The 20,789-nt window shown below is 69.9% G+C and carries 20 protein-coding genes; 7 read left to right on the top strand and 13 right to left on the bottom strand.

The genetic code is table 11. The annotated features are described in order from the left end of the window. Positions 1-170: 170 nt before the first annotated feature. Positions 171-1,157: an extensin-like domain-containing protein gene (locus ABIC70_RS24685; protein ID WP_043384942.1), complete on the bottom strand. Its 987-nt coding sequence runs from the start codon at positions 1,155-1,157 to the stop codon at positions 171-173. A gap of 111 nt (positions 1,158-1,268) precedes the next feature. Between ABIC70_RS24685 and ABIC70_RS24680 the strand changes: the two genes are divergently transcribed. Next, the gene (locus ABIC70_RS24680) at positions 1,269-2,501 is read left to right on the top strand and encodes an amidase (protein WP_043350895.1); all 1,233 of its coding nucleotides are present in this window, start codon (positions 1,269-1,271) and stop codon (positions 2,499-2,501) included. 373 nt (positions 2,502-2,874) lie between these two features. Then, on the top strand, positions 2,875-3,105 hold the full coding sequence (locus ABIC70_RS24675) for a DUF6894 family protein (protein ID WP_043350926.1): 231 nt from the start codon (positions 2,875-2,877) through the stop codon (positions 3,103-3,105). Positions 3,106-3,689: 584 nt separating this feature from the next. Here ABIC70_RS24675 and ABIC70_RS24670 read toward each other — a convergent pair. Both ABIC70_RS24670 and ABIC70_RS24665 read right to left on the bottom strand, forming a co-directional pair. After that, on the bottom strand, positions 3,690-4,835 hold the full coding sequence (locus ABIC70_RS24670) for an AI-2E family transporter (RefSeq protein WP_179698840.1): 1,146 nt from the start codon (positions 4,833-4,835) through the stop codon (positions 3,690-3,692). Positions 4,836-5,354: 519 nt separating this feature from the next. Next, positions 5,355-5,822 (bottom strand): molybdenum cofactor biosynthesis protein MoaE, encoded by a 468-nt coding sequence (locus ABIC70_RS24665; protein WP_354441665.1) that lies wholly within the window; start codon positions 5,820-5,822, stop codon positions 5,355-5,357. A 159-nt stretch (positions 5,823-5,981) separates the two neighbouring features. Here ABIC70_RS24665 and ABIC70_RS24660 point away from each other — a divergent pair, with 159 nt between their 5' ends. Then, a complete protein-coding gene (locus ABIC70_RS24660) occupies positions 5,982-7,001 on the top strand; it encodes a gamma carbonic anhydrase family protein (RefSeq protein WP_043385030.1) in 1,020 nt (339 codons plus the stop codon). Positions 7,002-7,012: 11 nt separating this feature from the next. Here ABIC70_RS24660 and ABIC70_RS24655 read toward each other — a convergent pair whose 3' ends face one another. The 10 genes from ABIC70_RS24655 to ABIC70_RS24610 all read right to left on the bottom strand — a co-directional run bounded on the left by ABIC70_RS24655 (position 7,013) and on the right by ABIC70_RS24610 (position 16,310). Next, positions 7,013-7,741: an amino acid ABC transporter ATP-binding protein gene (locus ABIC70_RS24655; RefSeq protein ID WP_043385028.1), complete on the bottom strand. Its 729-nt coding sequence runs from the start codon at positions 7,739-7,741 to the stop codon at positions 7,013-7,015. Between the two features lie 152 nt (positions 7,742-7,893). Continuing rightward, positions 7,894-8,586 carry an amino acid ABC transporter permease gene (locus tag ABIC70_RS24650; RefSeq protein ID WP_043384934.1) on the bottom strand — a complete coding sequence of 231 codons (693 nt, stop codon included), beginning with the start codon at positions 8,584-8,586 and terminating at the stop codon, positions 7,894-7,896. A gap of 56 nt (positions 8,587-8,642) precedes the next feature. Next, positions 8,643-9,365, bottom strand: a complete 723-nt coding sequence (locus ABIC70_RS24645; protein ID WP_043348617.1) for an amino acid ABC transporter permease — start codon at positions 9,363-9,365, stop codon at positions 8,643-8,645. 89 nt (positions 9,366-9,454) lie between these two features. Further along, positions 9,455-10,378, bottom strand: a complete 924-nt coding sequence (locus ABIC70_RS24640; protein WP_043384931.1) for an amino acid ABC transporter substrate-binding protein — start codon at positions 10,376-10,378, stop codon at positions 9,455-9,457. Positions 10,379-10,769: 391 nt separating this feature from the next. Continuing rightward, the gene (locus tag ABIC70_RS24635) at positions 10,770-11,891 is read right to left on the bottom strand and encodes a branched-chain amino acid ABC transporter substrate-binding protein (protein WP_354441662.1); all 1,122 of its coding nucleotides are present in this window, start codon (positions 11,889-11,891) and stop codon (positions 10,770-10,772) included. A gap of 49 nt (positions 11,892-11,940) precedes the next feature. Then, the gene (locus tag ABIC70_RS24630; RefSeq protein WP_043348619.1) at positions 11,941-12,309 is read right to left on the bottom strand and encodes a DUF6867 family protein; all 369 of its coding nucleotides are present in this window, start codon (positions 12,307-12,309) and stop codon (positions 11,941-11,943) included. A 5-nt stretch (positions 12,310-12,314) separates the two neighbouring features. Continuing rightward, positions 12,315-13,112, bottom strand: a complete 798-nt coding sequence (locus tag ABIC70_RS24625) for an ABC transporter ATP-binding protein (protein ID WP_043348611.1) — start codon at positions 13,110-13,112, stop codon at positions 12,315-12,317. Then, positions 13,109-13,999, bottom strand: coding sequence for an ABC transporter ATP-binding protein (locus ABIC70_RS24620; protein ID WP_354441659.1), 891 nt, complete (start codon positions 13,997-13,999; stop codon positions 13,109-13,111). The genes ABIC70_RS24625 and ABIC70_RS24620 overlap by 4 nt, the downstream gene beginning before the upstream one ends. Beyond that, positions 13,999-15,393 carry a high-affinity branched-chain amino acid ABC transporter permease LivM gene (gene livM, locus ABIC70_RS24615; protein ID WP_043384925.1) on the bottom strand — a complete coding sequence of 465 codons (1,395 nt, stop codon included), beginning with the start codon at positions 15,391-15,393 and terminating at the stop codon, positions 13,999-14,001. The genes ABIC70_RS24620 and livM overlap by 1 nt, the downstream gene beginning before the upstream one ends. Beyond that, complete coding sequence (locus tag ABIC70_RS24610) at positions 15,393-16,310, bottom strand: branched-chain amino acid ABC transporter permease (protein ID WP_020094234.1); 918 nt, start codon at positions 16,308-16,310, stop codon at positions 15,393-15,395. The genes livM and ABIC70_RS24610 overlap by 1 nt, the downstream gene beginning before the upstream one ends. 244 nt (positions 16,311-16,554) lie before the next feature. On the opposite strand from ABIC70_RS24610, the gene ABIC70_RS24605 reads away from it, so the two are divergent. The 4 genes from ABIC70_RS24605 (at position 16,555) to ABIC70_RS24590 (ending at position 20,757) form a co-directional block, all read left to right on the top strand. Next, positions 16,555-17,835, top strand: coding sequence for a dicarboxylate/amino acid:cation symporter (locus ABIC70_RS24605; RefSeq protein ID WP_043356732.1), 1,281 nt, complete (start codon positions 16,555-16,557; stop codon positions 17,833-17,835). 255 nt (positions 17,836-18,090) lie between these two features. Beyond that, positions 18,091-18,999 (top strand): amino acid ABC transporter substrate-binding protein, encoded by a 909-nt coding sequence (locus ABIC70_RS24600; protein ID WP_053608341.1) that lies wholly within the window; start codon positions 18,091-18,093, stop codon positions 18,997-18,999. Between the two features lie 100 nt (positions 19,000-19,099). Continuing rightward, positions 19,100-19,774 (top strand): DUF1007 family protein, encoded by a 675-nt coding sequence (locus tag ABIC70_RS24595; RefSeq protein WP_053608340.1) that lies wholly within the window; start codon positions 19,100-19,102, stop codon positions 19,772-19,774. Next, positions 19,765-20,757 carry a nickel/cobalt transporter gene (locus tag ABIC70_RS24590; RefSeq protein ID WP_043384916.1) on the top strand — a complete coding sequence of 331 codons (993 nt, stop codon included), beginning with the start codon at positions 19,765-19,767 and terminating at the stop codon, positions 20,755-20,757. The genes ABIC70_RS24595 and ABIC70_RS24590 overlap by 10 nt, the downstream gene beginning before the upstream one ends. Positions 20,758-20,789: the final 32 nt, after the last annotated feature.

Raw genomic sequence — 20,789 nt, 5'->3', positions numbered from 1 at the left:
CCTGCATCCGCGAACGATGGCCCGGCCGCGCCGCCAGTCAAGCTCCGGCGGCCCCGCGCCGGTGCTTTGGCGGCCTGTGCGGCGCGGCCGCTACACTCGCCGGCCGATGCCCCCGGAGCGGGACCGGCCCGCGGCCCGATCCCGTCAACCCGCGTTCCGGCGTCGCCCGGTCAGTAGATCGGCCCCGTGCTCGGCGGCGCGCCGAGCTGCAGCGGCTCGTCGTAGTCCTGCGCGGGCTCCTCGGGGGCGGCCGCGGCGATCCGTGGCGCCGGCCGCACCGGCGGCGCGGCGGTGTAGGCCGATGCCGCGGTCGGGCGGGCCGGCGCCCGGGCGACCTGCGTCGCGCCGCCGGCCTTCGACATCGGCGACACGCCGTAGGGATCGTCCTGCTCCACATCCACCGGCGCCTGCGGGGCGGCGGGCTGGCGCTGCGGCGGGACCGGACGGCTCAGCGGCCGCTCGACGCCGGTGCCGAGCTGCGGCGTGAACTTGATCATCGGCTGGCAGATCCGCCTCAGACCGCGCGGGTCGTGCCGGGCGAGATCGACGTGGATGTGGTCGTAGTGGAACACGTTCGAGCCGGGGGCCAGCACCGTGGTGAAGCGCTGGCAGGCGCCGAGGAAGATCTCGCGCAGGAAGCCCTGCTCGGCCTCCGTGCCGCGCCAGCCGCCCTTCACGGTGATCACGTGGCCGTCGGCGAGCTTGATCGACATGACGTCGATGGCGTTGCCGAAACCGTGCTCGGAGAGCTTGGCGCCGGGCTGGTTGTTGCGGCCGCGGCAGGAATAGGAACCCGCGTTGATCTCGGCCACCGGCACGCCGAAATAGAGGTTGGCGGCCGGCTGGATCGTGTCGGCGAGCCACGCCTCGGCCTCGGCCAGCGCCGGGCAGCCCAGGGTCATCCGCTGCTTCAGCAGGACGGAGCCGCCGCCGAGCCGCGTCACCCGGAAGGGCTGCTGCATGCCGCACGGCCCCGGGCCGTCCATGGCCGCGATCGGCGTGACGAACTCCGAGGGCTCGACGAGCTTCTTGGCCAGGCAGACCTGCTCCGCCTGATCGCGCCACGGTTCGCGCCGCTCGAAATGATTGATCGAGCACGCGGTGAGGCCCGCGCCGAACAGCGCCAGAGCCGAGAACAGGGATACGCCACGCCACATGACCCGGACGATGCGCACGGTCGCGTAAAGCGTTCGTCAACGGCGTTTCGGGAATGACGCGACCTGTGGCGTCTCGGTTGACAGCGCCGCGGACCGCAGACTGAATGCATTATGCTTTCACTTCTCGACCTCCGCGCCCGCATCGCCGCCGGCACCCTGACCCCCGCGGGGGCGATCGATCTGTGCCGCGCCGCGATCGCCGCGCGGGAGCCGGACCTGCACGCGCTGGTCACCCTCGACCCGGCGCCGGCGATCCCGGAGACCGGGCCGCTCGCCGGCATCGCGGTGGGCGTGAAGGACATCATCGACAGCGCCGGCCTGCCGAGCCAGATGGGCTCGTCGATCTACGCGGGCTGGACGCCCCGGGGTGACGCCGCCGTGGTGAGCCGGCTGAAGCAGCTCGGCGCCGTCGCCCTCGCCAAGACCACCACCACGGCCTTCGCCAGCAGCGACCCGACCGAGACGGTCAACCCGCACGATCCCGGCCACACGCCGGGCGGCTCATCGGCGGGCTCGGCCGCCGCGGTGGGCGCCGGGATGCTGCCCCTGGCCCTCGGCACGCAGACGGCGGGGTCGGTGATCCGGCCCGCGAGCTATTGCGGCTGCGCGGCGGTGAAGCCGTCGTTCCGGCTGATCCCCACGGTCGGCGTGAAGACCTATTCCTGGGCCCTCGACACGGTCGGGCTGTTCGCCGCCGGGGTCGCGGACGTCGCCCATGCCCTCGCCCTGGTCACCGGACGCCCGGAGATCGACGGCGCGGATTCGGGCTCGGCCCCCCGCATCGCCGTGGTGCGGCAGGACTTTGCCGAGGCCCCGGAACCGGAGGCCGAGGCCGCATTGATGCGCGCCCGGCAGGCGGCCGAGCGGGCCGGGGCGCGGGTGAGCGACCTCGCCCTGCCGCCGGAGCTGGCGCAGGCCTGGGAGCGCCACCGCATCATCCAGAACTACGAGGGGCGGCTGGCGCTCGCCTGGGAATACGACACGCAGGCCGACGCGCTCCCGCCCCGCGTCCGCGAGCATCTCGACGCCGGCGCGGCGATCGAGCCGGCCCAGTACGACGATGCCCGCCGCCACGGCCATCACGCCCGGCGGGTGCTGAAGGGCCTCTTCGCCGATTACGACGCGATCCTGACCTTCTCGGCGCCGGGATCCGCACCCGCGACCCTGGATTCGACGGGCGACCCGCGCTTCAACCAGCTGTGGACGCTGATGGGCGTGCCCTGCGTGAACGTGCCGGTGCCCGGCCAGAGCCTGCCGGTGGGCGTCCAGGTGATCGGCCGCTTCGGCGACGACGGCCGGACCCTGGCGGTGGCCCGGATGATCGAGACCGCGCTGCGCGGCTGACCGGCCGTCAGGGCGACCCGCACCGGCACGCTCTCGGGCGACGCCGCCGGGTGCCCATCCCGTCCGCCGTTCCGGGACCGCGCAGCGCCCGGGATCCAGAGCCGCCGACCCGGCCGATCCCGGCACCACCGGCATTCAGGGCGTCCTGGTTCGCCTGCGGGCTCCGGACAAGCAGCGCGGGCGGCCGCCCGGAAGGGGCGACTTCGGGGCCGCGATGATGACGGCCGCGCAAAATGTCGCGTTATGTCCCCTAGCGTACATTTGTGATTGTGAGCTCACCGACGCGACACTAGACACGGCTCATCGCTGGCAACGTTTCCCGGGCGCTAGCGGCCGGAAGACGCGCGCTCCCGCCCACATGGTGGAGCGTCTTTTGGCACGCTACTTCATCAGCACGACCAACCACGTCACGGTCATGGACGAGGAGGGCGTCGAGCTCCCGAGCCACGGCGCGCTCCGCGAGCTCTTGCGCAGAGTCCTGACGGAACTCCTGCGCGACGAAGGCGACCTGACCGGGGTCAATGAGTATTCCGCTCACGCCTATGACGAGGCGGGCAGACTGGTCATGGTCGCGCGGGCCAGCTTCTCCGTCACGGACCAATAGGCCGGCTCCCTCAAGGACCCGGAGGTCGCGCTCCGCTTCGGCACGGAAGCGGACTCGGCTTCGTCCTCACTTGCCCCTGCCGCGCGCGGCGTCGATGAACCGGCGACGCTCTTCCTCGGGGCGCGCTTATCGGCGCCGCACCTGACGGGTTTCGGCTCGGCGGGTGTCGTCTTGGCGGGTTCGTCTTGGCGGGTTTCGTCTTGGCGGGTTTCGGCTCGGCGCATGTGTCGGCCGGCATCGTCGCGGCCCTCGGATCACCCGCGGTGTCGGCCTTCGCGCCGCCGACAGTCGGACATCGCCGGAGGACACCGCGGCGGCCGGAGCCTGATCGGCGCTCTCCTTCGGGACGCCGGGCAGGCCGTCGATGCCGCCCCTGGAGACCGGCGCGCCGTCGCCCCCGACCTCGCGCGGGCGGCAAGCCCTCGAACCGCGCCGTCCTTCGGTCAGGCCGGGCATGCGCGGTGCGGCGGCCCCTCCCGGGGAAGGCTCGGGGATCGGGCCGGCTCCCCGACGCGGAAGCTCGGCCGGCAGGCCCTCTGCGGCGGCGATCCGATCGCCCGCCGCCCTGAAGGAAGTCCCTCCGCTCAGCTGCTCGGCTGCTCGTGGAGCGTATCCTCCACGTAGAGCTGCTCCAGCAGGACCTTGATGACCGCCATCAAGGGCAGGGCGAGGGCGATGCCCCACAGCCCGAAGATCACGCCGAGGATCAGCTGGCCGGCGAAGATCGTGGCCGGGGGGATGTCCAGCGCCCGCTTCTGGATGAACGGCGTCAGGCCGTAGCTCTCCAGGCACTGGACCGCCAGATACACGCCGATCGCGCCGATCACCGCCTTCGTGCCCGAGGCGAGCGCGGCGAGGATGATGACGAGGCCCGCGACCAGCGGCCCGACCGTCGGCACGAAGGCGAGCACGCCCGCCTGGAGGCCCAGGATCAGCGCACCGCCGATCCCCAGGAAGGCGAGGCCGGCCCAGGTGCACAGGAAGATCACCGCCATGATGATCAGCTGGCCGAACAGCCAGTGGCGCAGGGTCTCGCCGGCCCCGTCGAGGACCTGGCTGGCGCGCCAGCGCTTCGCCGGAGGCACGAACCGGACGACCCCGTCCCGGTAGGCCTTCGGGTCGGCCGCGAAGGCGAGGCCCAGAAAGGCGATCACGAGGACGTTGCCGAGGGCATCGAACAGGCCCAGGACCACCGCCGCGGCCGGTCCGAGGACGCTGCCGGCATCCGACACGAAGGAGCCGCTGCCCTTCATCAGGCCGGAGGCGAGGCCGGCGAGGCCGCCCTCCTTCTGGCCCGAATCCGTCGAGCCGTCCTTGCCGCTGCCCTGCGGGGCGAGGCTCGGCACGTCGATGCCGCGCTCCGAGAGCCAGCCCGACACCGTGGCCGCCTGATCCTTGATCGTGGTGCCGAGTTCGCGGCCCTGCTGGACGATGGTGGCGCCGCCGTAGCTCGCGAAGCCGACCACCGCGATCGCCACCACGAGGCTGACGACGGACAATCGCAGGGCCCGCGGCAGGGGCAGGACGCGGCCGAGCCCGCGGGTCAGGCCGTCGAGGAACACGCCGAGGAGGACGCCCGCGAAGATCAGCAGGAGCGTGCCGGCGGACATCCAGGCCAGGGCCAGTGCCGCCACGAAGCACACCACGGCGATCCCGGAGGCTGCGAGCGGCGCCGTTCCGCGCCAGGGCCCGACCGGGCCGTCCAAGTCCTGTAGCTTGCTGTCCGACATCATCACTCCTGCACCGCGGGTTCACGAACGCCCTGGGCCCTCAGGGGTCAAGGGCGAGACCGCGGGTTCTCAGGGTGAAGCGAGCCCGAAACCATGGTCCGGGTTCGCCGGCGACGTCCCCGGCTTGTTCGACCCTCCGACTGCGACGGATGCCCCGATCGGCCTTCCCGTCAGTCCGGGCACCGAAGGCGGGACCGGGATGACAGGGGGGACACGCAGGCGTCTGCGCGATGGCGGCGGGCGTTCGGGACGGCGATGTCCTGAACCGCCGGCTCTCTCCGGCCTTTGCGGGCGGCTGCGGGGCGGGGATGCCCGTCCGCCGGTTGTCCGCGCGCGCCGCCGGACCGCAGGCTTCGGCCCATCGGGCGCCCCCGCAGGAGCACTGGCGGCGCCAGCCGGATCCGCGCCCGCGCCCGCGCCCGCGGCCCGGGCCGGACATCGATACCGGCGATCAATCCAGCCACCTCGTCCTCTTCGGGACGCGGATCGTGTCGCGCGGCGCGGCCCGGGACTCGACCCTCAGCGCCAGCGCCCGGCCGCGGCGTCATCCTGAGCCGTCGCCTCGACCCAACCGCCGGTGGTGCCGTCGGCGAGGTGCTCGCGCTTCCAGAACGGGGCGCGGGTCTTGAGGTAATCCATCAGGAAATCCGCGGCCGCGAAGGCCGCGACCCGGTGGCTCGCGGCGGTCACCACCAGCACGATGCCGTCGCCCGGGTGCACCAGCCCATGGCGGTGGATCACCCGCAGGGCCTGGAGCGGCCAGCGGGCCATCGCCTCGTCGGCGACCCGCCGGATCTCGGCCTCGGCCATGCCGGGGTAGTGCTCCAGCTCCAGGGCGGTCAGCCGCCCGCCCTCGTCGCGGCACAGGCCGGTGAAGGTGACGACGGCGCCCGCCCGGCCGCCCAGCACCGCGCTCACGCTGGCGATCTCGGCCGCGGTGTCGAAGGGCTCGGCCTGGATGGCGATGCTCGGAACGGGGGCGCTCATGGCCCGATCCATAGGAGTCCGCGGCTTTGCGGGCCAGTCCCGTCCCTGTCACACCCGGCCCCGCCTCTATATGAGACGGTCCGTCGCGCCCTGCCGGCCCGGCGCGCGGTCCTCGGATGAGCCCGCGTGCTCCGGACGGCGCTGGAGAAGGATACCCGCGTGACCCCCGACCTGATCCTGCCCTACGACGGCGTGCACCCGGATTTCGTCAGCCGCCCGGTCTGGTGCGGTCGCGGCAGCACGGTGATCGGCGCCGCGCGGATCGGCGCGCAGGCCTGGATCGGCGACGAGGCGGTGATTCGCGCCGACGGCCAGACCGTCATCCTCGGCGACCGCTTCTGGCTCGGCCACCGCTCGACGGTGCACATCGCCACCCGGACGCACGGCACCCGGGTCGGCGACCGCGTCACGGTCGGGCGCAACAGCGTCGTGCACGCCTGTACGCTCGGCTCCGACGTGGTCGTCGAGGACGATGTGGTGATCCTCGACGGCGCCGAGGTCGGCGACGGTGCGGTGATCGAGGCGGGCTCGACCGTATTCCCTCGGGCGTCGCTGCCCGGCGGCTACGCCTATGCCGGCAGTCCCGCCCGTCCGAGCCGAGCGATCGGAGCCGATGAGATCGCCGAGCGCGCCGAGCGGCTGCGTGAGCGCATGGGCGACGGATCCGCTCTCCCGCCCGGGGAAGTATCGGAGGTCGACGACAGCGTGTTCGTGGCGCGCAACGCCCGTCTGCGCGGGCGGGTGAGCCTCGGAGCCGGGGCGAGCGTGCTGTTCTGCTGCGACCTCAACGCCGAGGTCGGCCCGATCGTCGTCGGCGCCGATACCAATATTCAGGACAACACGGTCATCCGCACCCGGGCGGACGGCGTGGTGATCGGGCGGGACACCACCATCGCCCACAACGTCCGGATCTCGGATTGCCGGATCGGGGCACGTTCGTTGATCGGCATCGGCGCGACGATTGCGTCAGGAACCCTGATCGCCGACGACGTCATGCTGGCGGCGGGCGCCACCACGGATCCCGGCCAGATCCTGGAGGCCGGTTATCTGTGGGGCGGCCGCCCGGCCAGGATCCTGGGCCCCCTCGACGCCGAGAAACGCGCCATGATGATCCGCATCGTCGAGGGCTATTGCCAGCACGGGCGGGAATATCGGGCCGCGCAGGAAGCGTCGGAGTAGAGCGCTCGAACTCAGTGTTGCAGGATCTTCGACAGGAAGGTCTGGGCCCGCTCTGAGCGGGGGCTGCCGAAGAACTCCTCCTTCTTGGCGTCCTCGACGATCTCGCCGCGATCCATGAAGATCACCCGGTCGGCGACCTTGCGGGCGAAGCCCATCTCGTGGGTCACGACCATCATGGTCATGCCTTCCTTGGCGAGTTCGACCATCACGTCGAGCACCTCGCCGACCATCTCGGGGTCGAGCGCCGAGGTCGGCTCGTCGAACAGCATCACCACCGGGTTCATGGCGAGCGCCCGCGCGATGGCCACGCGCTGCTGCTGGCCGCCGGAGAGCTGGCCGGGGAACTTGTTCGCGTGGGCGCCGAGGCCGACCCGGGCGAGAAGGTCGAGCCCGCGCTTCTTGGCATCCTCGGCGCTTCGCCCGAGCACCTTGCGCTGGGCGATGGTGAGGTTGTCGGTGATCGACAGGTGCGGGAACAGCTCGAAATGCTGGAACACCATGCCGACCCGCGAGCGGAGCTTGGGCAGATTGGTCGCCTTGTCGGCGACCTTGGTGCCGGCCACCGTAATCTGGCCCTTCTGAAAGGGCTCCAGGGCGTTGACGCATTTGATCAGGGTCGACTTGCCCGAGCCCGAAGGACCGCAGACGACCACCACCTCGCCCTTGGCGACTTTGGTGGTGCAGTTCGTCAGCACCTGGAAGTCGCCGTACCATTTGCTGATGTTGTCGATAGCGATCATCGTCTCGCCGGGCGCCACGACGGGCGCGCCGGCGATGAGGCCGCCCGACTGCAGGCCGGCATCCTTGGGCGCGTGGCTGGCATCGGCGACGGGTTCGGCGGCGGTGGGAGCCGGCATCGGGGACGAGGTCATGGCACGGTCTCCAGTGTCGGTCAGCGGATGATGGCCACGCGGCGCTGCAGGCGGCGCACCAGGAACGAGGCCGAGAAGCAGATCACGAAATAAACCACCGCCGCGAAGATATACATCTCGACGAGGCGTCCGTCGCGCTGGGCGACCTTCGAGGCGGCGCCCATGAAGTCCGTGAGCGACAGCACGTAGACCAGCGACGTGTCCTGGAAGAGGATGATGGTCTGGGTCAGCAGCAGCGGCAGCATGTTGCGGAAGGCCTGGGGCAGGATCACGTTGCCCATGGTCTGCCAGTAATTCATCCCGAGGGCCTGGGCGGCCGCCGTTTGGCCCTTCGGGATCGACTGGATGCCGGCCCGCATGATCTCCGAGAAGTAGGCCGCCTCGAAGGCCATGAAGGTGATCAGGGCGGACGGGAAGGCGCCCACCTGGATCGGCGTCGAGGCCCCCGTCACGTAGGCGCCGATATACGGCACCAGGAAGTAGAACCAGAAGATCACCAGCACCAGCGGGAGCGAGCGGCACAGCTCGACATAACCTTTGGCGAGGTGCCACAGGCCGGGAATGCCCGACAGGCGCGCCATTGCCAGGAGCGTTCCGATGATCACGCCGCCCACGGCGGCCATGGCGGTGAGCGTCACGGTGAAGACCATGCCCTGACCGAACAGGTAGGGCAGGGACGAGACGATGACGGAAAAGTCGAAATTCGAGAGCATCGGGGCCTGTTACCGGTGGCCGTCGGGCGGGGTGGCGGAACGGAAGCGGGCGGCCCTCAGCGCTGGCCGGGGATGGCGACCGCCTTCTCCAGGAAGGTCGCCGCCGTGACGACCACGAGGTTGATGATCACGTAGAGGATCGTCGCCGCCGTGAACGCCTCGAACACCTGGAACGAGAATTCCTGCATCGAGCGGGCCCGGGCGGTCAGCTCCAGCAGGCCGATGGTCAGCGCCACCGACGTGTTCTTGAGATTGTTGAGGAATTCCGAGGTCATCGGCGGCAGGATGATCCGGTAGGCGTTGGGCAGCAGCACGTAGCGGTAGGTCTGATAGGTCGTGAAGCCCATGGCGGTGCCGGCCATGCGCTGGCCCCGCGGCAGCGCCTGGATGCCGGCGCGGACCTGCTCGGCGACGCGCGAGGCGGTGAAGAAGCCGAGGCACACCACCGCCGTGTAGAACGGCGCGTCGGGCAATTGCTTGATCGCGTCGCCGATCCGGGTCGGGACCACTTCGGGCAGCACGAAGTACCAGAGGAACATCTGCACCAGCAGCGGCACGTTGCGGAACAATTCCACGTAGGCGGTACCGACGGTGTTCGCGGTCTTCGACGGCAGGGTCCGCAGCACGCCGATCAGGGAGCCCAGGAAGAAGGCGATCACCCAGGAGCAGAGCGCGGTCGTGATCGTCCACATGAGCCCCGAGAGCAGCATGTCGAGATACGTGCCGGTGCCCTCCGGCGAGGCGTCGAAGAAGATCCGCCAGTTCCAGTTGTAGTTCATCGCGCCGCTTCTACTGTGAACTTACAGAGACGCACCGCGGGCGGGAGCCCGCGGTGCGCATCATGGCATGAAAGCGAACCGAACGGATCTCAGTAGGCCGCCGGGTCGGGGCTCGAGATCGGGGTCGTGAACTGCTTCTTCATCTCCGCGCTCATCGGCAGGTTGAGGTTGATGTTGCGCGGCGGGATCGGCTTCGTGAACCACTTGTCGTAGAGCGCCTTGCCCTCGGGGCTCGTGTAGAGCTTGGCGGTGGCGTCGTCCGCGACCTTCTTGAACTCCGTGTCGTCCTTGCGGAGCATGATGCCGTAGGGCTCAGGCTTCGACAGGGCCTCGGTGGAGATCTCGTAGGCGGACGGGTCCTTCGAGGAGGCGGCGAGCGAGGCGAGCAGCACGTCGTCCATCACGAAGGCGGCGGCGCGGCCGGTCTCGACCATCAGGAACGCCTCGGCGTGGTCCTTGGCCGGCAGGATCGTCAGGCCGAGCTTGCGCTCCGTGTTGGCCTCGTTGATCTGCTTGATGTTCGTGGTGCCCGAGGTCGACACGACGGTCTTGCCCTTCAGGTCCTCGATCGTGTGCAGGTTGGCCGACTTCTTCGAGACATAGCGGGTCGCGGTCAGGAAGTGCGAGTTGGTGAACCACACCTGCTTCTCGCGCTCGGCGTTGTTGGTCGTCGAGCCGCACTCGAGATCGATCGTGCCGTTCGCCATCAGCGGGATGCGGGTGGCGGAGGTCACCGGGTTGAGCTTCACCTCGAGGTTCGGGAGGTTGAGCTTGGCCTTCACGGCGTCGGCGATCTTGTAGCAGATGTCCATCGCGTAGCCGACCGGCTTCTGGTCGCCGCCGAGATAGGAGAACGGGACGGAGGCATCGCGATAGCCGATGACGATGGCGTTGGCGTCCTTCACCTTCTTGAGGGTGCCGGTCAGCTCCTCCGCCCGCAGGCTCATCGGAGCAAGGGCGAGGGTCAGGCCCAGCGCCGCGGCAAGGCCGCGGCGAGCGATATCAGACTGCATCGGTACGGAACTCCTGGATCGGGCCGAATCGTGTCGGCCGGCGGCGGGGTACGCGGGCCCGCCCGCTCGGGCGACGCCTTTGCAATGATGGTGCCGGGAGAAGGGCTGTCGTGCCGCGCAGGCCTGCGGCTGAGTACGGACACGTCGCGGCCAAGCTGCTGCGCACGTCTGCAGACGCGGTCCCTGCCGTCCCCATGGCCTCCTCCCAAGCGCTGAGCCGGCCTCACGCTCGCGCCGGCGGCATCATGCACACTTCTTAGGCGTACGCACGCGGTGCGGAGGACGGATCCGCCCGGAAAGCTGACGAATCCACGGCATAGAAAACGACGACGCCGCCCCCCGCGGTATCGGGAGACGGCGTCGGACTGGAAACCCGGTTCGTGGCCGCGGCTTACTTCGTCAGCTCATTGCCGCTGTAGTCGATCTTGCCGTCCGGCCCCTTCTTCCATTCGTACATGACGTAGTCGGGCCGGGTGATGTCGCCCTTCTTGTCGTAGGCGATCGGCCCGACCACCGTGTCCACCGGCTTGCCCTGGTGCAGCCAGTCGGCCAGCTTCTTGCCGTCGCTGGAGCCGGTCTCGGCCATCGCCTTGGCCAGGACCTGCACGGCCGCGTACGAGTAGAGCGTGTAGCCCTCCGGATCGATGTTCTTGGCCTTGAACGCGGCCAGCGCCGCCTTGGCGTTCGGGTTCTTGCGGGCGTCCGGCGGGAAGGTGGTCAGCGTGCCCTCGGCGGCGGGACCGGCGATCGCCACGAGCTCGCGATCGACCATGCCGTCGCCGCCCATCATCGGCGCCTTCAGGCCCTGATCGCGCATCTGGCGCAGGATCAGGCCGGCCTCGGTGTAGTAGCCGCCGAAATAGACCACATCGACATTGGCCGACTTCAGCTTGGAGACGAGCGCAGAGTAGTCCTTCTCACCCGGGTTGATGCCCTCGTACAGCACCTCCTTGCCGCCTTTGGCCTTGAGCGCCTTCAGGGTCTCGTCGGCCAGCCCCTTGCCGTAGGGCGTCTTGTCGTGGACGAAGGCGATCTTCTTGCCCTTGAACTTCTCGGCCAGGTAATTGCCCGCCACCGCGCCCTGCTGATCGTCGCGGCCGCAGGTGCGGAACGTGTTCCACATGCCGCGCTCGGTGAACTTCACGTTCGTGGAGGCCGGCGTGACCTGGATGATGCCGGCGTCGAGGTAGACGTCGGAGGCCGGGATCGACACGCCGGAATTGTAGTCGCCGACGACCATCTTCACGCCTTCACTGGCGAACTTGTTGGCCACCGAGACGCCCTGCTTCGGGTCCGAGGCGTCGTCGCCCACCGTGACGGTGAGCGTCGTGCCCTTGAGGGTGCCGGCCTTGTTCAGGTCCTCGACCGCCTGGCTCGCGCCGTTCTTGAGCTGCGCGCCGATGGCGGCGCTGTTGCCGGTGATCGGCGCGGCGACGCCGAGCTTGACCTCGGCGGCCTGGGCGGCCGCCACCATCGCGCCGAGGGCGAGCCCGGCCAGCAGAATCGATCTCATCGCGTACTACCCCTAAGTGTCAGGACCGCACGTGCGGATCCGGCCGCACTCATCGGACCTCGTCCGCTTCGGGCGCCCGTGCGCGCCATGTCAGCGGTGAGGTCTTCTCGTAGAGCCAGCGGTACTGGCTCGTCATCTGGCGCGTCCGCGTGTAGCGGAAGCCCGCCGCGCCGATGATCATGACGACCACCGCGTCGACCGCATAGTAGTGCAGCGAGAGCAGCGTGCCCGAAAACAGGGCGTAGTGGATGAAGCGCACGGCAGCCGCCACCAGAAGCAGCGCCAGTGCGCAGTGCCAGAACGGCCGCCAACCCCGGGCGATGCCGCGGGCCGCCATCCAGCCGGCCCAGCCGCCCATCACCACGGTGACGAGCAGGAACAGCCAGGCCGACGGCTCCTCGTAGAGGATTCCCTGCAGCGCGCTCATGCCCCGACCGGGCCGGCATGGCCCCCTTCCAGATAGGCGGCCTTGACGTTCGGGTCGTCGAGCAGCGCGCGGCCGGTGCCGCTCATGGTGACCCGACCGTTGACCAGCACGTAGCCGCGATGGGCGAGCTTGAGGGCGTGGTAGGCATTCTGCTCGACGAGGAAGATCGTCATACCCTCGGTCCGGTTGAGTTCCCGGATCGCGTCGAAGATGCCCTTCACCACCAGCGGCGCGAGGCCCAGCGACGGCTCGTCGAGGAGCAGCAGGCGCGGGCGGCTCATCAGCGCCCGGGCGATGGCCAGCATCTGCTGCTCGCCGCCCGACATGGTGCCGGCACGCTGGTTCAGGCGCTCCTTGACCCGCGGGAACAGGGTGCAGACCTTCTCCAGATCCTCGGCGAAGAAGCGCCCGTCATGGAGGGCGGCGCCCATCTGGAGATTCTCGTAGACCGTCATGCGCGGGAAGACCCGGCGGCCCTCCGGCGACTGGGCGATGCCGAGCCGGGCGATGGCATGCGTCGGCATCCGGGTGATGTCGCGCCCGTCATAGGTGATCGTCCCCGAGCGCGCCTGGGGGCTGCCGAAGATCGTCATCATCAGGGTCGACTTGCCGGCGCCGTTGGCGCCGATCAGCGTGACGATCTCGCCCTCGGCGACGTCGAGATCGACGCCGCGCAGGGCGGCGACGCTGCCGTAATAGGTCGAGACGTCGCGCACCGCGAGGAGCGGCGGCTTGCGGCCCGCCTGGATCGCCCGCGTCTCCTCGACCAGGACGTTGATGCCGGCGACGCTCATGCCGAGGCTCCCGTATGGGTCTCGTCCGCGTGCGGCACGCTGATCCCGACCTCGGCCTCCACGGCCTCCACCTCTTCGTCCTCCACACCCAGATAGGCGGCGATCACCTTCGGGTCGGCCCGCACCTCGGCGGGAGAGCCGTCGGCGATCTTCACGCCGTAATCCAGCACGACCACGTGGTCGGAGATCTCCATCACCACCGACATGTCGTGCTCGATCAGCAGCACCGAGGTGTCGTGCTCGTCCCGGATGTGGCGCAGGAGGCCGTTCAGCTCGGCCGATTCCCGGGGGTTGAGGCCGGCAGCCGGCTCGTCGAGGCAGAGCAGGACCGGGTCCGTACACATCGCCCGGGCGATCTCCAGGCGCCGCTGCGCACCATAAGGCAGGGCGCCCGCCGGATCGTCGGCCCGCGCCATCAGGTCGATGCGCGTCAGCCACGCCTTGGCGCGCTCGATCGCGGCCTCCTGCGCGTCCCGGTAGGTCTTGAGGCCGAGCAAGCCCAGGATGGTGTAGCCCGAGGCGCGCATCAGGGGGGCGTGCTGGGCGACCAGAAGGTTCTCCAGCACCGTCATGCCCTGGAACAGGCGGATGTTCTGAAAGGTGCGGGCCACCCGGGCGGTGCGGTTGACCTTGTGGTTGGGCAGCCGCTCCAGCAGGTGCGCGGTGCCGTCGGCATGCGCCAGCGTCAGCATGCCCTCGGTGGGCTTGTAGAAGCCGGTGATGCAGTTGAACACCGTGGTCTTGCCGGCTCCGTTCGGGCCGATCAAGGCGGTGATGTCGCCGCTCCGCGCCGCGAAGGACAGGTCGGAGACGGCGGTGAGGCCGCCGAACCGCATGGTCAGGTGCTCGACCGTGAGCACCGGGGGGGCGAGGGGTGAGGCCGCCATCAGCCGTGCCCCTCGCTCACATGGGCGCCCGAGACCGCACGGCGCTCGCCGAGCGACACCGACGGCATGCGCTCCGAGATCAGGCCGCGCGGGCGCCAGACCATCATGGCCACCATGGCCAGCCCGAACAGGAGCAGGCGGTACTCGCTGGGATCGAACCCCTCGCCGAACACGGCCTTCAGGAAGCCGAGGTTGCGCAGCATCTCCGGCCCGCCGACCATCGCCACCGCGGCGATCGCGACGCCGACCTGACTGCCCATGCCGCCCAGCACCACGATCGCCAGGATGATGGCGCTCTCGAGGAAGTTGAAGCTCTCCGGGCTGATGAAGCCCTGGCGCACGGCGAAGAACGAGCCGGCGACGCCCCCGAAGGCCGCCCCCAGCGCGAAGGCCGTGAGCTTCGTGGCGGTGGTGTCGATGCCGAGGGAGCGGCAGGCGATCTCGTCCTCGCGCAGCGCCTCCCAGGCCCTCCCGATCGGCAGGCGGCGCAGGCGCAGGGTGACGAAGTTCGTGATCAGGGCGAGGCCGAGGATCAGGTAGTACAGGAAGACCAGCCGGTGCATCGAATCGTACGGGATGCCGAAGGTCGCCGCGAACCCGTCGTCGCCCGCCGTGAACGGGATCCCGAAGAAGGTCGCCCGCGGGATCGACGAGATGCCCGCCCCGCCGCCGGTCACGTCGGTCCAGTTGATCAGGACGAGGCGGATGATCTCGCCGAAGGCCAGGGTGACGATGGCCAGATAGTCGCCGCGCAGGCGCAGCACGGGAAAGCCGAGGATCATCCCCCACAGGCCGGCGAACAGGCCCGCCAGCGGCAGGCAGACCCAGAACGACAGGCCGAAGGTGGTCGAGAGCAGGGCGTAGGAATAGGCACCGACCGCGTAGAAGGCGACGTAGCCGAGATCGAGGAGACCGGCGAGGCCGACCACGATGTTCAGGCCCCAGCCGAGCATCACGTAGGTGAGGATCAGGATGCCGAGGTCGATCCAGTAGCGCGCCGAGGACAGGCCGCCGGTGGCCGCCGCCGCGATCATCGGCAGCGTCAGGGCGATGCCGATGAACAGATAGAGCCCGACCTTCGAGGTCTTCTGGCCCGCATCCGGCTCGCCGTGGACCGCCTCGGTGGCCTGGGACGGGGAGGGGGTCAGCGCCCGCCGGGCGTCACGGCGCAGCAGCACGAGGCGCTGGACGAGCCGCGCCACGAAGATCGCCGCGCAGAGCGCCGCCACCAGTCCCCAGCGCGGGACGAGCACCAGCTCGGTCCCGGGCCCGGGATCGGTGCGGTAGGCGATGATCGGCACGCAGAGGCCGAAGGTGACGAGGGCGTACAGGGCGGCGTCGCGCAGGATGCCGGCCATCGCGGAGTCGGGAAGCGCAGCCTGAGAACGGGCCATCAGACTTTCTCGACCTCGGGCCGGCCCAGGATGCCCGAGGGCATGAAGATCAGGACAATCGCCAGGATCGAGAAGGCGGCGACGTCCTTGTACTCGATGGAGAAGTAGGCGGACCAGAAGGTCTCGATTAGGCCGATGATCAGGCCGCCGAGAACCGCGCCGGGCAGGGAGCCGATGCCGCCGAGCACCGCCGCCGTGAAGGCCTTCACGCCGGGCACGAACCCGTCCGAGAACGACACGACGCCATAATACATGAGGTAGAGGACGCCGGCGACGGCCGCCAGCGCGGCGCCGAGCACGAAGGTCAGGGAGATCGTGCGGTCGACGTCGATGCCCAGCAACGCCGCCATCTTGCGGTCCTGCTCACAGGCGCGCTGCGCCCGGCCGAAGGGCGTGCGCTGGACGAGATACCAGAAGCCCGTGAGCAGCACGGCGGTGACAGCCATGATCAGAACCTGCTTCCAGGCCAGGAACACCGCGTAGCCGTCCCGCTCGAACAGGGTGATGCCCCCCGACAGCATCGGCGGCGTCGGCTTGTTGCGCGCGCCCTGCACCACCTGGACGAAGTTCGACAGGAAGATCGAGACGCCGATCGCCGAGATTAGCGGCGCCAGCCGGAACGAGCCGCGCAACGGCCGGTAGGCGACGCGCTCGATCGCCCAGCCCCACAGGGCGGTGAGCACCATGGCGACCACCAGCACCACCAGGAAGGCCAGGGCGATGGAGCTGACCCCGAGCCACACGGTCAACAGCAGGAAGGTGATCAGCGCGATGAAGCAGGAGACCATGAAGACGTCGCCGTGAGCGAAGTTCACCATGCCGATGATGCCGAACACCATCGTGTAGCCGATGGCGATCAGGCCATAGATCGAGCCGAGCGTCAGCCCGTTGATCAACTGCTGTACGAAGACGTCCATGAACTCTCGCGCGCGCAGGTTTCTCGTGCCGCCTACGGGAACCGCAGGTGGCGCGGCGGGGCAAGTCTCGTACCGCAGCCGTAGCACACCGGCCACAGGTTTCATCGCCGCCCGAGCGTCGCGCGAAAACAGTCGACCACGCCAGTAACGCGCCCCGGCCGGGCTTGCGTGCGGCGCAGTTCCTGAGACACGTTAACGAATTGAAATGCTCGATCATCCCGGGCTCAGGCGAGGAGCAGTACCGATGGCAGGGTCGAGACTCACGACGATGATCTTCGTCGGCATGCTCCTCGGAATCGCCGTCGGCTACGCCTGCAGCATCACTTGGCCCGATCCGCAGACCGCCAAGGAGATCGCCGGCTACATCGCGCTGGTCTCCGACGTGTTCCTGCGGCTGATCAAGATGATCATCGCGCCGCTGGTCTTCTCCACGCTCGTGGTCGGCATCGCGCATCTCGGGGACACCGCTGCGGTCGGCCGGGTCGGCGGCAAGGCGCTGCTCTGGTTCGTGGGCGCCTCGTTCTGCTCGCTGATGCTCGGCCTGATCATGGTCAACCTGATGCAGCCCGGCCAGAACCTGAACCTGCCGCTGCCCGATGCCGGCGCCGGGACGGGGCTCAAGGCGGCCTCGCTGTCGCTCAAGGAATTCGTGACGCACCTCGTGCCGAAGAGCGCCGTCGAGGCGATGGCCAACAACGAGATTCTGCAGATCGTGGTCTTCTCGATCTTCTTCGGCGTCGGCCTGGCATCCCTCGGCGAGAAGGGGCGCCTCCTCGCGCAGGGCATCGAGGGCCTGGCCGACGTGATGCTCAAGGTCACGGGCTACGTGATGATGTTCGCCCCCGTGGCGGTGTTCGCCGCCATCGCGGCGACGATCACCACGCAGGGCATCGGCGTGCTCGTGACCTACGGCAAGTTCCTCGTGGAGTTCTACATCGGGCTCGCCGTGCTCTGGGCGCTGCTCATGGGCGTCGGCTTCCTGATGCTCGGGGGCGGCGGCATCATGCGGCTGTTCAACCTGATCAAGGAGCCCTTCGTGCTCGCCTTCTCGACCGCGTCGAGCGAGGCGGCCTACCCGAAGATGCTGACGAACCTCGAGAAGTTCGGGGTGCCGAACCGCATCACGTCGTTCGTGCTGCCCATGGGCTACTCGTTCAACCTCGACGGCTCGATGATGTACTGTACCTTCGCGGTGATGTTCATCGCGCAGGCCTACAACATCCCGTTGAGCTGGGGTCAGCAGCTCACGATGCTGCTGCTGCTGATGGTGACGTCGAAGGGCATGGCCGGCGTGCCGCGCGCCTCGCTGGTGGTCATCTCGGCGACGCTGGCGCACTTCAACATCCCGGAGGCCGGGCTGCTGCTGATCATCGGCATCGACCAGTTCCTGGACATGGGGCGCTCGGCCACCAACGTGCTGGGCAACAGCGTCGCCACCGTGGCGGTCGCCAAGTGGGAGGGGCAGCTCACCACCACCGACCAGCGCCTCGACCATGTCGGCACCGTGGCCTCGCCGGCAGAGTAGGGGCCGGTTTTACGGGATCTGCACCCGCCGGGATGTCGGGTGCAGGGCGGCTGTCGAACCCATCCTCCTCATCCTGAGGCGACCGCGTCTGCGGGCCTCGGAGGAGGACGCCAGGGATCGCGGCGCTGACCGGAAGGCTGCTTCGAGGCTTCCGCTGCGCTTCGGCACCTCTGGATGGGGGATGGATGGGAGGGGCCGGGCGCTGGCACTCTCCCGTGCGGTGTGGCTTGTGCGGTGCGCCTGGGAGGCTCTGTGATGACGATGCGGCTCATCGCGGTTCTGGCGCTGGCGCTGGCGGGCGTGTCGCCCGCAGCCGCCGTCGAGGTGCTCACCGGCACGCTCAGGAGCGTCGCCGAGCGCGGGGAGATCGTGCTCGGCTACCGGGAGAGTTCGGTGCCGTTCTCCTTCGTGGAAGGCAAGCGGCCGGACGGCAGCCCCCGGGCGATCGGCTACGCCATCGACCTCTGCGGCGAGATCGCCGACGACGTCCAGGCGGCGATCGGCCGGCCGGTGAGGATCCGCTACGAGCCCGTCACCGCCGAGACGCGCATCCCGGCGCTCACCTCCGGCAAGATCGACCTCGAATGCGGCTCGACCACCGCCAATGCCGAGCGCCGCAGGCAGGTCGCCTTCTCGCCGGTGGATTACATCAGCGCGACGCAGCTGCTGGTGAAGCGGGGCTCGGGCGTCGCCTCCTATCGGGATCTCGGCGGCAAGACCGTGGTGGTGACGGCCGGCACAACCAACGAGAAGGCCGTGCGCGACCTGCTCGCCCGGCTGAAGATCGACGCGCAGGTGGTGACGGCGCCCGACCATGCCGCGTCCTACGCCTTGGTGAAGGCCGGAAAGGCCGACGCCTTCGCCACCGACGACGTGCTGCTCTACGGGCTGATCGCGACGGACGCGCGGGACGGGGCGAACTACACGGTGCTCCCCGACAAGCTCTCCTACGAGCCCTACGGCATCATGTTCCGCAAGGACGACCCGGAGTTCGCCGGCATCGTGCAGCAGACCTTCACGCGCCTCGCCGAAAGCCGGGCGCTGCGCTGGACCTACGAGCGCTGGTTCCTCAAGCGCCTGCCCAACGGCGAGCGCCTCGACATCCCGATGTCGAACGACCTGCGGGTGAGCTTCCAATTGATGGGGCTCGACGGGGGCGAGTGAGCGTCGCACGCGACGGGGCGGCGCCTCGCTTTCGCCCAACCGGCACGCGAGGAAGATCCGGCCTGACCGTGTTCCTCCCGCCGCGAGCGTGCCTCCTTCCATGCTGATCGCCGCGCACTGCCCGAAACCGCTCGCCCTGGTGCTGGCCGCCGCCCTCGCCTGCGCCGCCTCGGGCGCTTCCGCCCATCCCCACGTCTGGGTCACCGCCAAGGCGCAGCTCGTCTACGAGGGCGGAAAGCTCGTGGGCGTCCGCGACACGTGGAGCTTCGACCCCGAATACACGGCCTTCGTGACCCAGGGCCTCGACACCAACAAGGACGGCAAGCTCAGCCCGGAGGAGCTTGCCGGGCTCGCGGCCGAGAACACCGCCAACCTCGCCGAGTTCGGCTACTTCACGAAGCTGAAGGTCGGCGGCAAGGAGCAGGCCTTCAGCGATCCGAAGGAGCCGGCAGCCCATATGGAGGACAAGGCGCTGGTCATGACCTTCCTGCTGCCCCTGAAGACGCCGGTCCAGCAGGGGCGGGGCGTGGCTGCGCTGGAGGTCTACGACCCGACCTATTTCGTCGCCTTCTCGTTCGCCGAGGGGACCGACGCCGCGACCCTCGCGGGAGCGCCGCAGGGCTGCGCCGCCACGGTGACCCGCCCGAAGACCGAGCAGCCGAAGACGGCCGATGCCGGATCCCCGGGGATGACCGAGGCCTTCTTCGAGGCGCTCACCGCCGCCTCAACCTACGGGGTGCAGTTCGCCAGCCGGGTTCTCGTGGCATGTCCGTAGGGATCGGGATCGTCGCCCCCGCCGGGGCGGGACGGCTGGGACTGAGGCTCGGCCTCATGGCGCTGGCCATCGGGCTGGCCGCGCTCCTGGCGGCCGGGATCGCGTGGCTCGTCGCGCCCGGCCTCTCCGCGCCGCCGCCGCGCTCGCCCTTCGGGATCGGCTTTCGGGAGGCTGCCCCGTCCGCCACGGGGATCGGCGGGGTGATCCTGGCACTGCAGGCGAGCTTTTCCCGCAGCCTGAACGCGGCGGTCGGCGCGCTGCGGGGCGGCGGCAGCTGGGGCCCGCTGGTCGGCCTCGCCTTCGCGTACGGCGTGTTCCATGCCGCCGGTCCCGGCCACGGCAAGGCGGTGATCGCCGGCTACATCCTGGCGGGGGAGCGGGCGCTCCGGCGCGGCGCCGCGCTGAGCCTCTGCGCCGCGCTGCTCCAGGCCTGCATGGCCGGGGCGATCGTCGGCCTCGGCACCCTGGTCCTCAACGCCACGGCGGCGAGCATCACCCGGGCCGGCACCCTGATCGAGACCGTGAGCTTCGCCCTCGTCGCCCTGATCGGGCTGGTGCTGACGTGGCGCAAGGCCGGACGCCTCGCGACCCTCGGTGCGGGCTGCGGCCCGGGCTGCAACCACCTGCCCGGGCCGCAGGCCCTCGACACCCTCGACACGTGGCGCGAGCGGGCCGGGGTGGTGCTGGCGGCGGGCACGCGCCCCTGCGCCGGCGCGGTTCTGGTCCTGGTCTTCGCGGTGTCGCAGGGCGTGCCCGGGGCGGGCGTGCTGGCGGTTCTGGCGATGGCCCTCGGCACCGCCCTGACCACGACGGCGCTGGCCTGCCTCGCGGTCTTCGCCAAGCGGGCGGCCCTGCGCCTCGCCGGCGGCCGGGGACAGGCGGGCCTCCTGGCGCTCGGCGGCCTCGAACTCGTCGCCGCCGCCTTCGTGCTGGTTCTGGGAGCCGCCATGCTCTCCGGCCTCGCGCCCGGGCTCGGCGGCTGAAGGGCCTCGCCATCCGGGGCGCGGCGTGCCAC

Origin of the sequence: Methylobacterium sp. 1973, from assembly GCF_040545035.1 — a bacterium.
In the GTDB taxonomy this organism is placed as follows: domain Bacteria; phylum Pseudomonadota; class Alphaproteobacteria; order Rhizobiales; family Beijerinckiaceae; genus Methylobacterium; species Methylobacterium fujisawaense.
The sequence above is the reverse complement of the archived record's forward strand: the minus strand, read 5'-3'. Positions and strand labels throughout refer to the sequence as shown.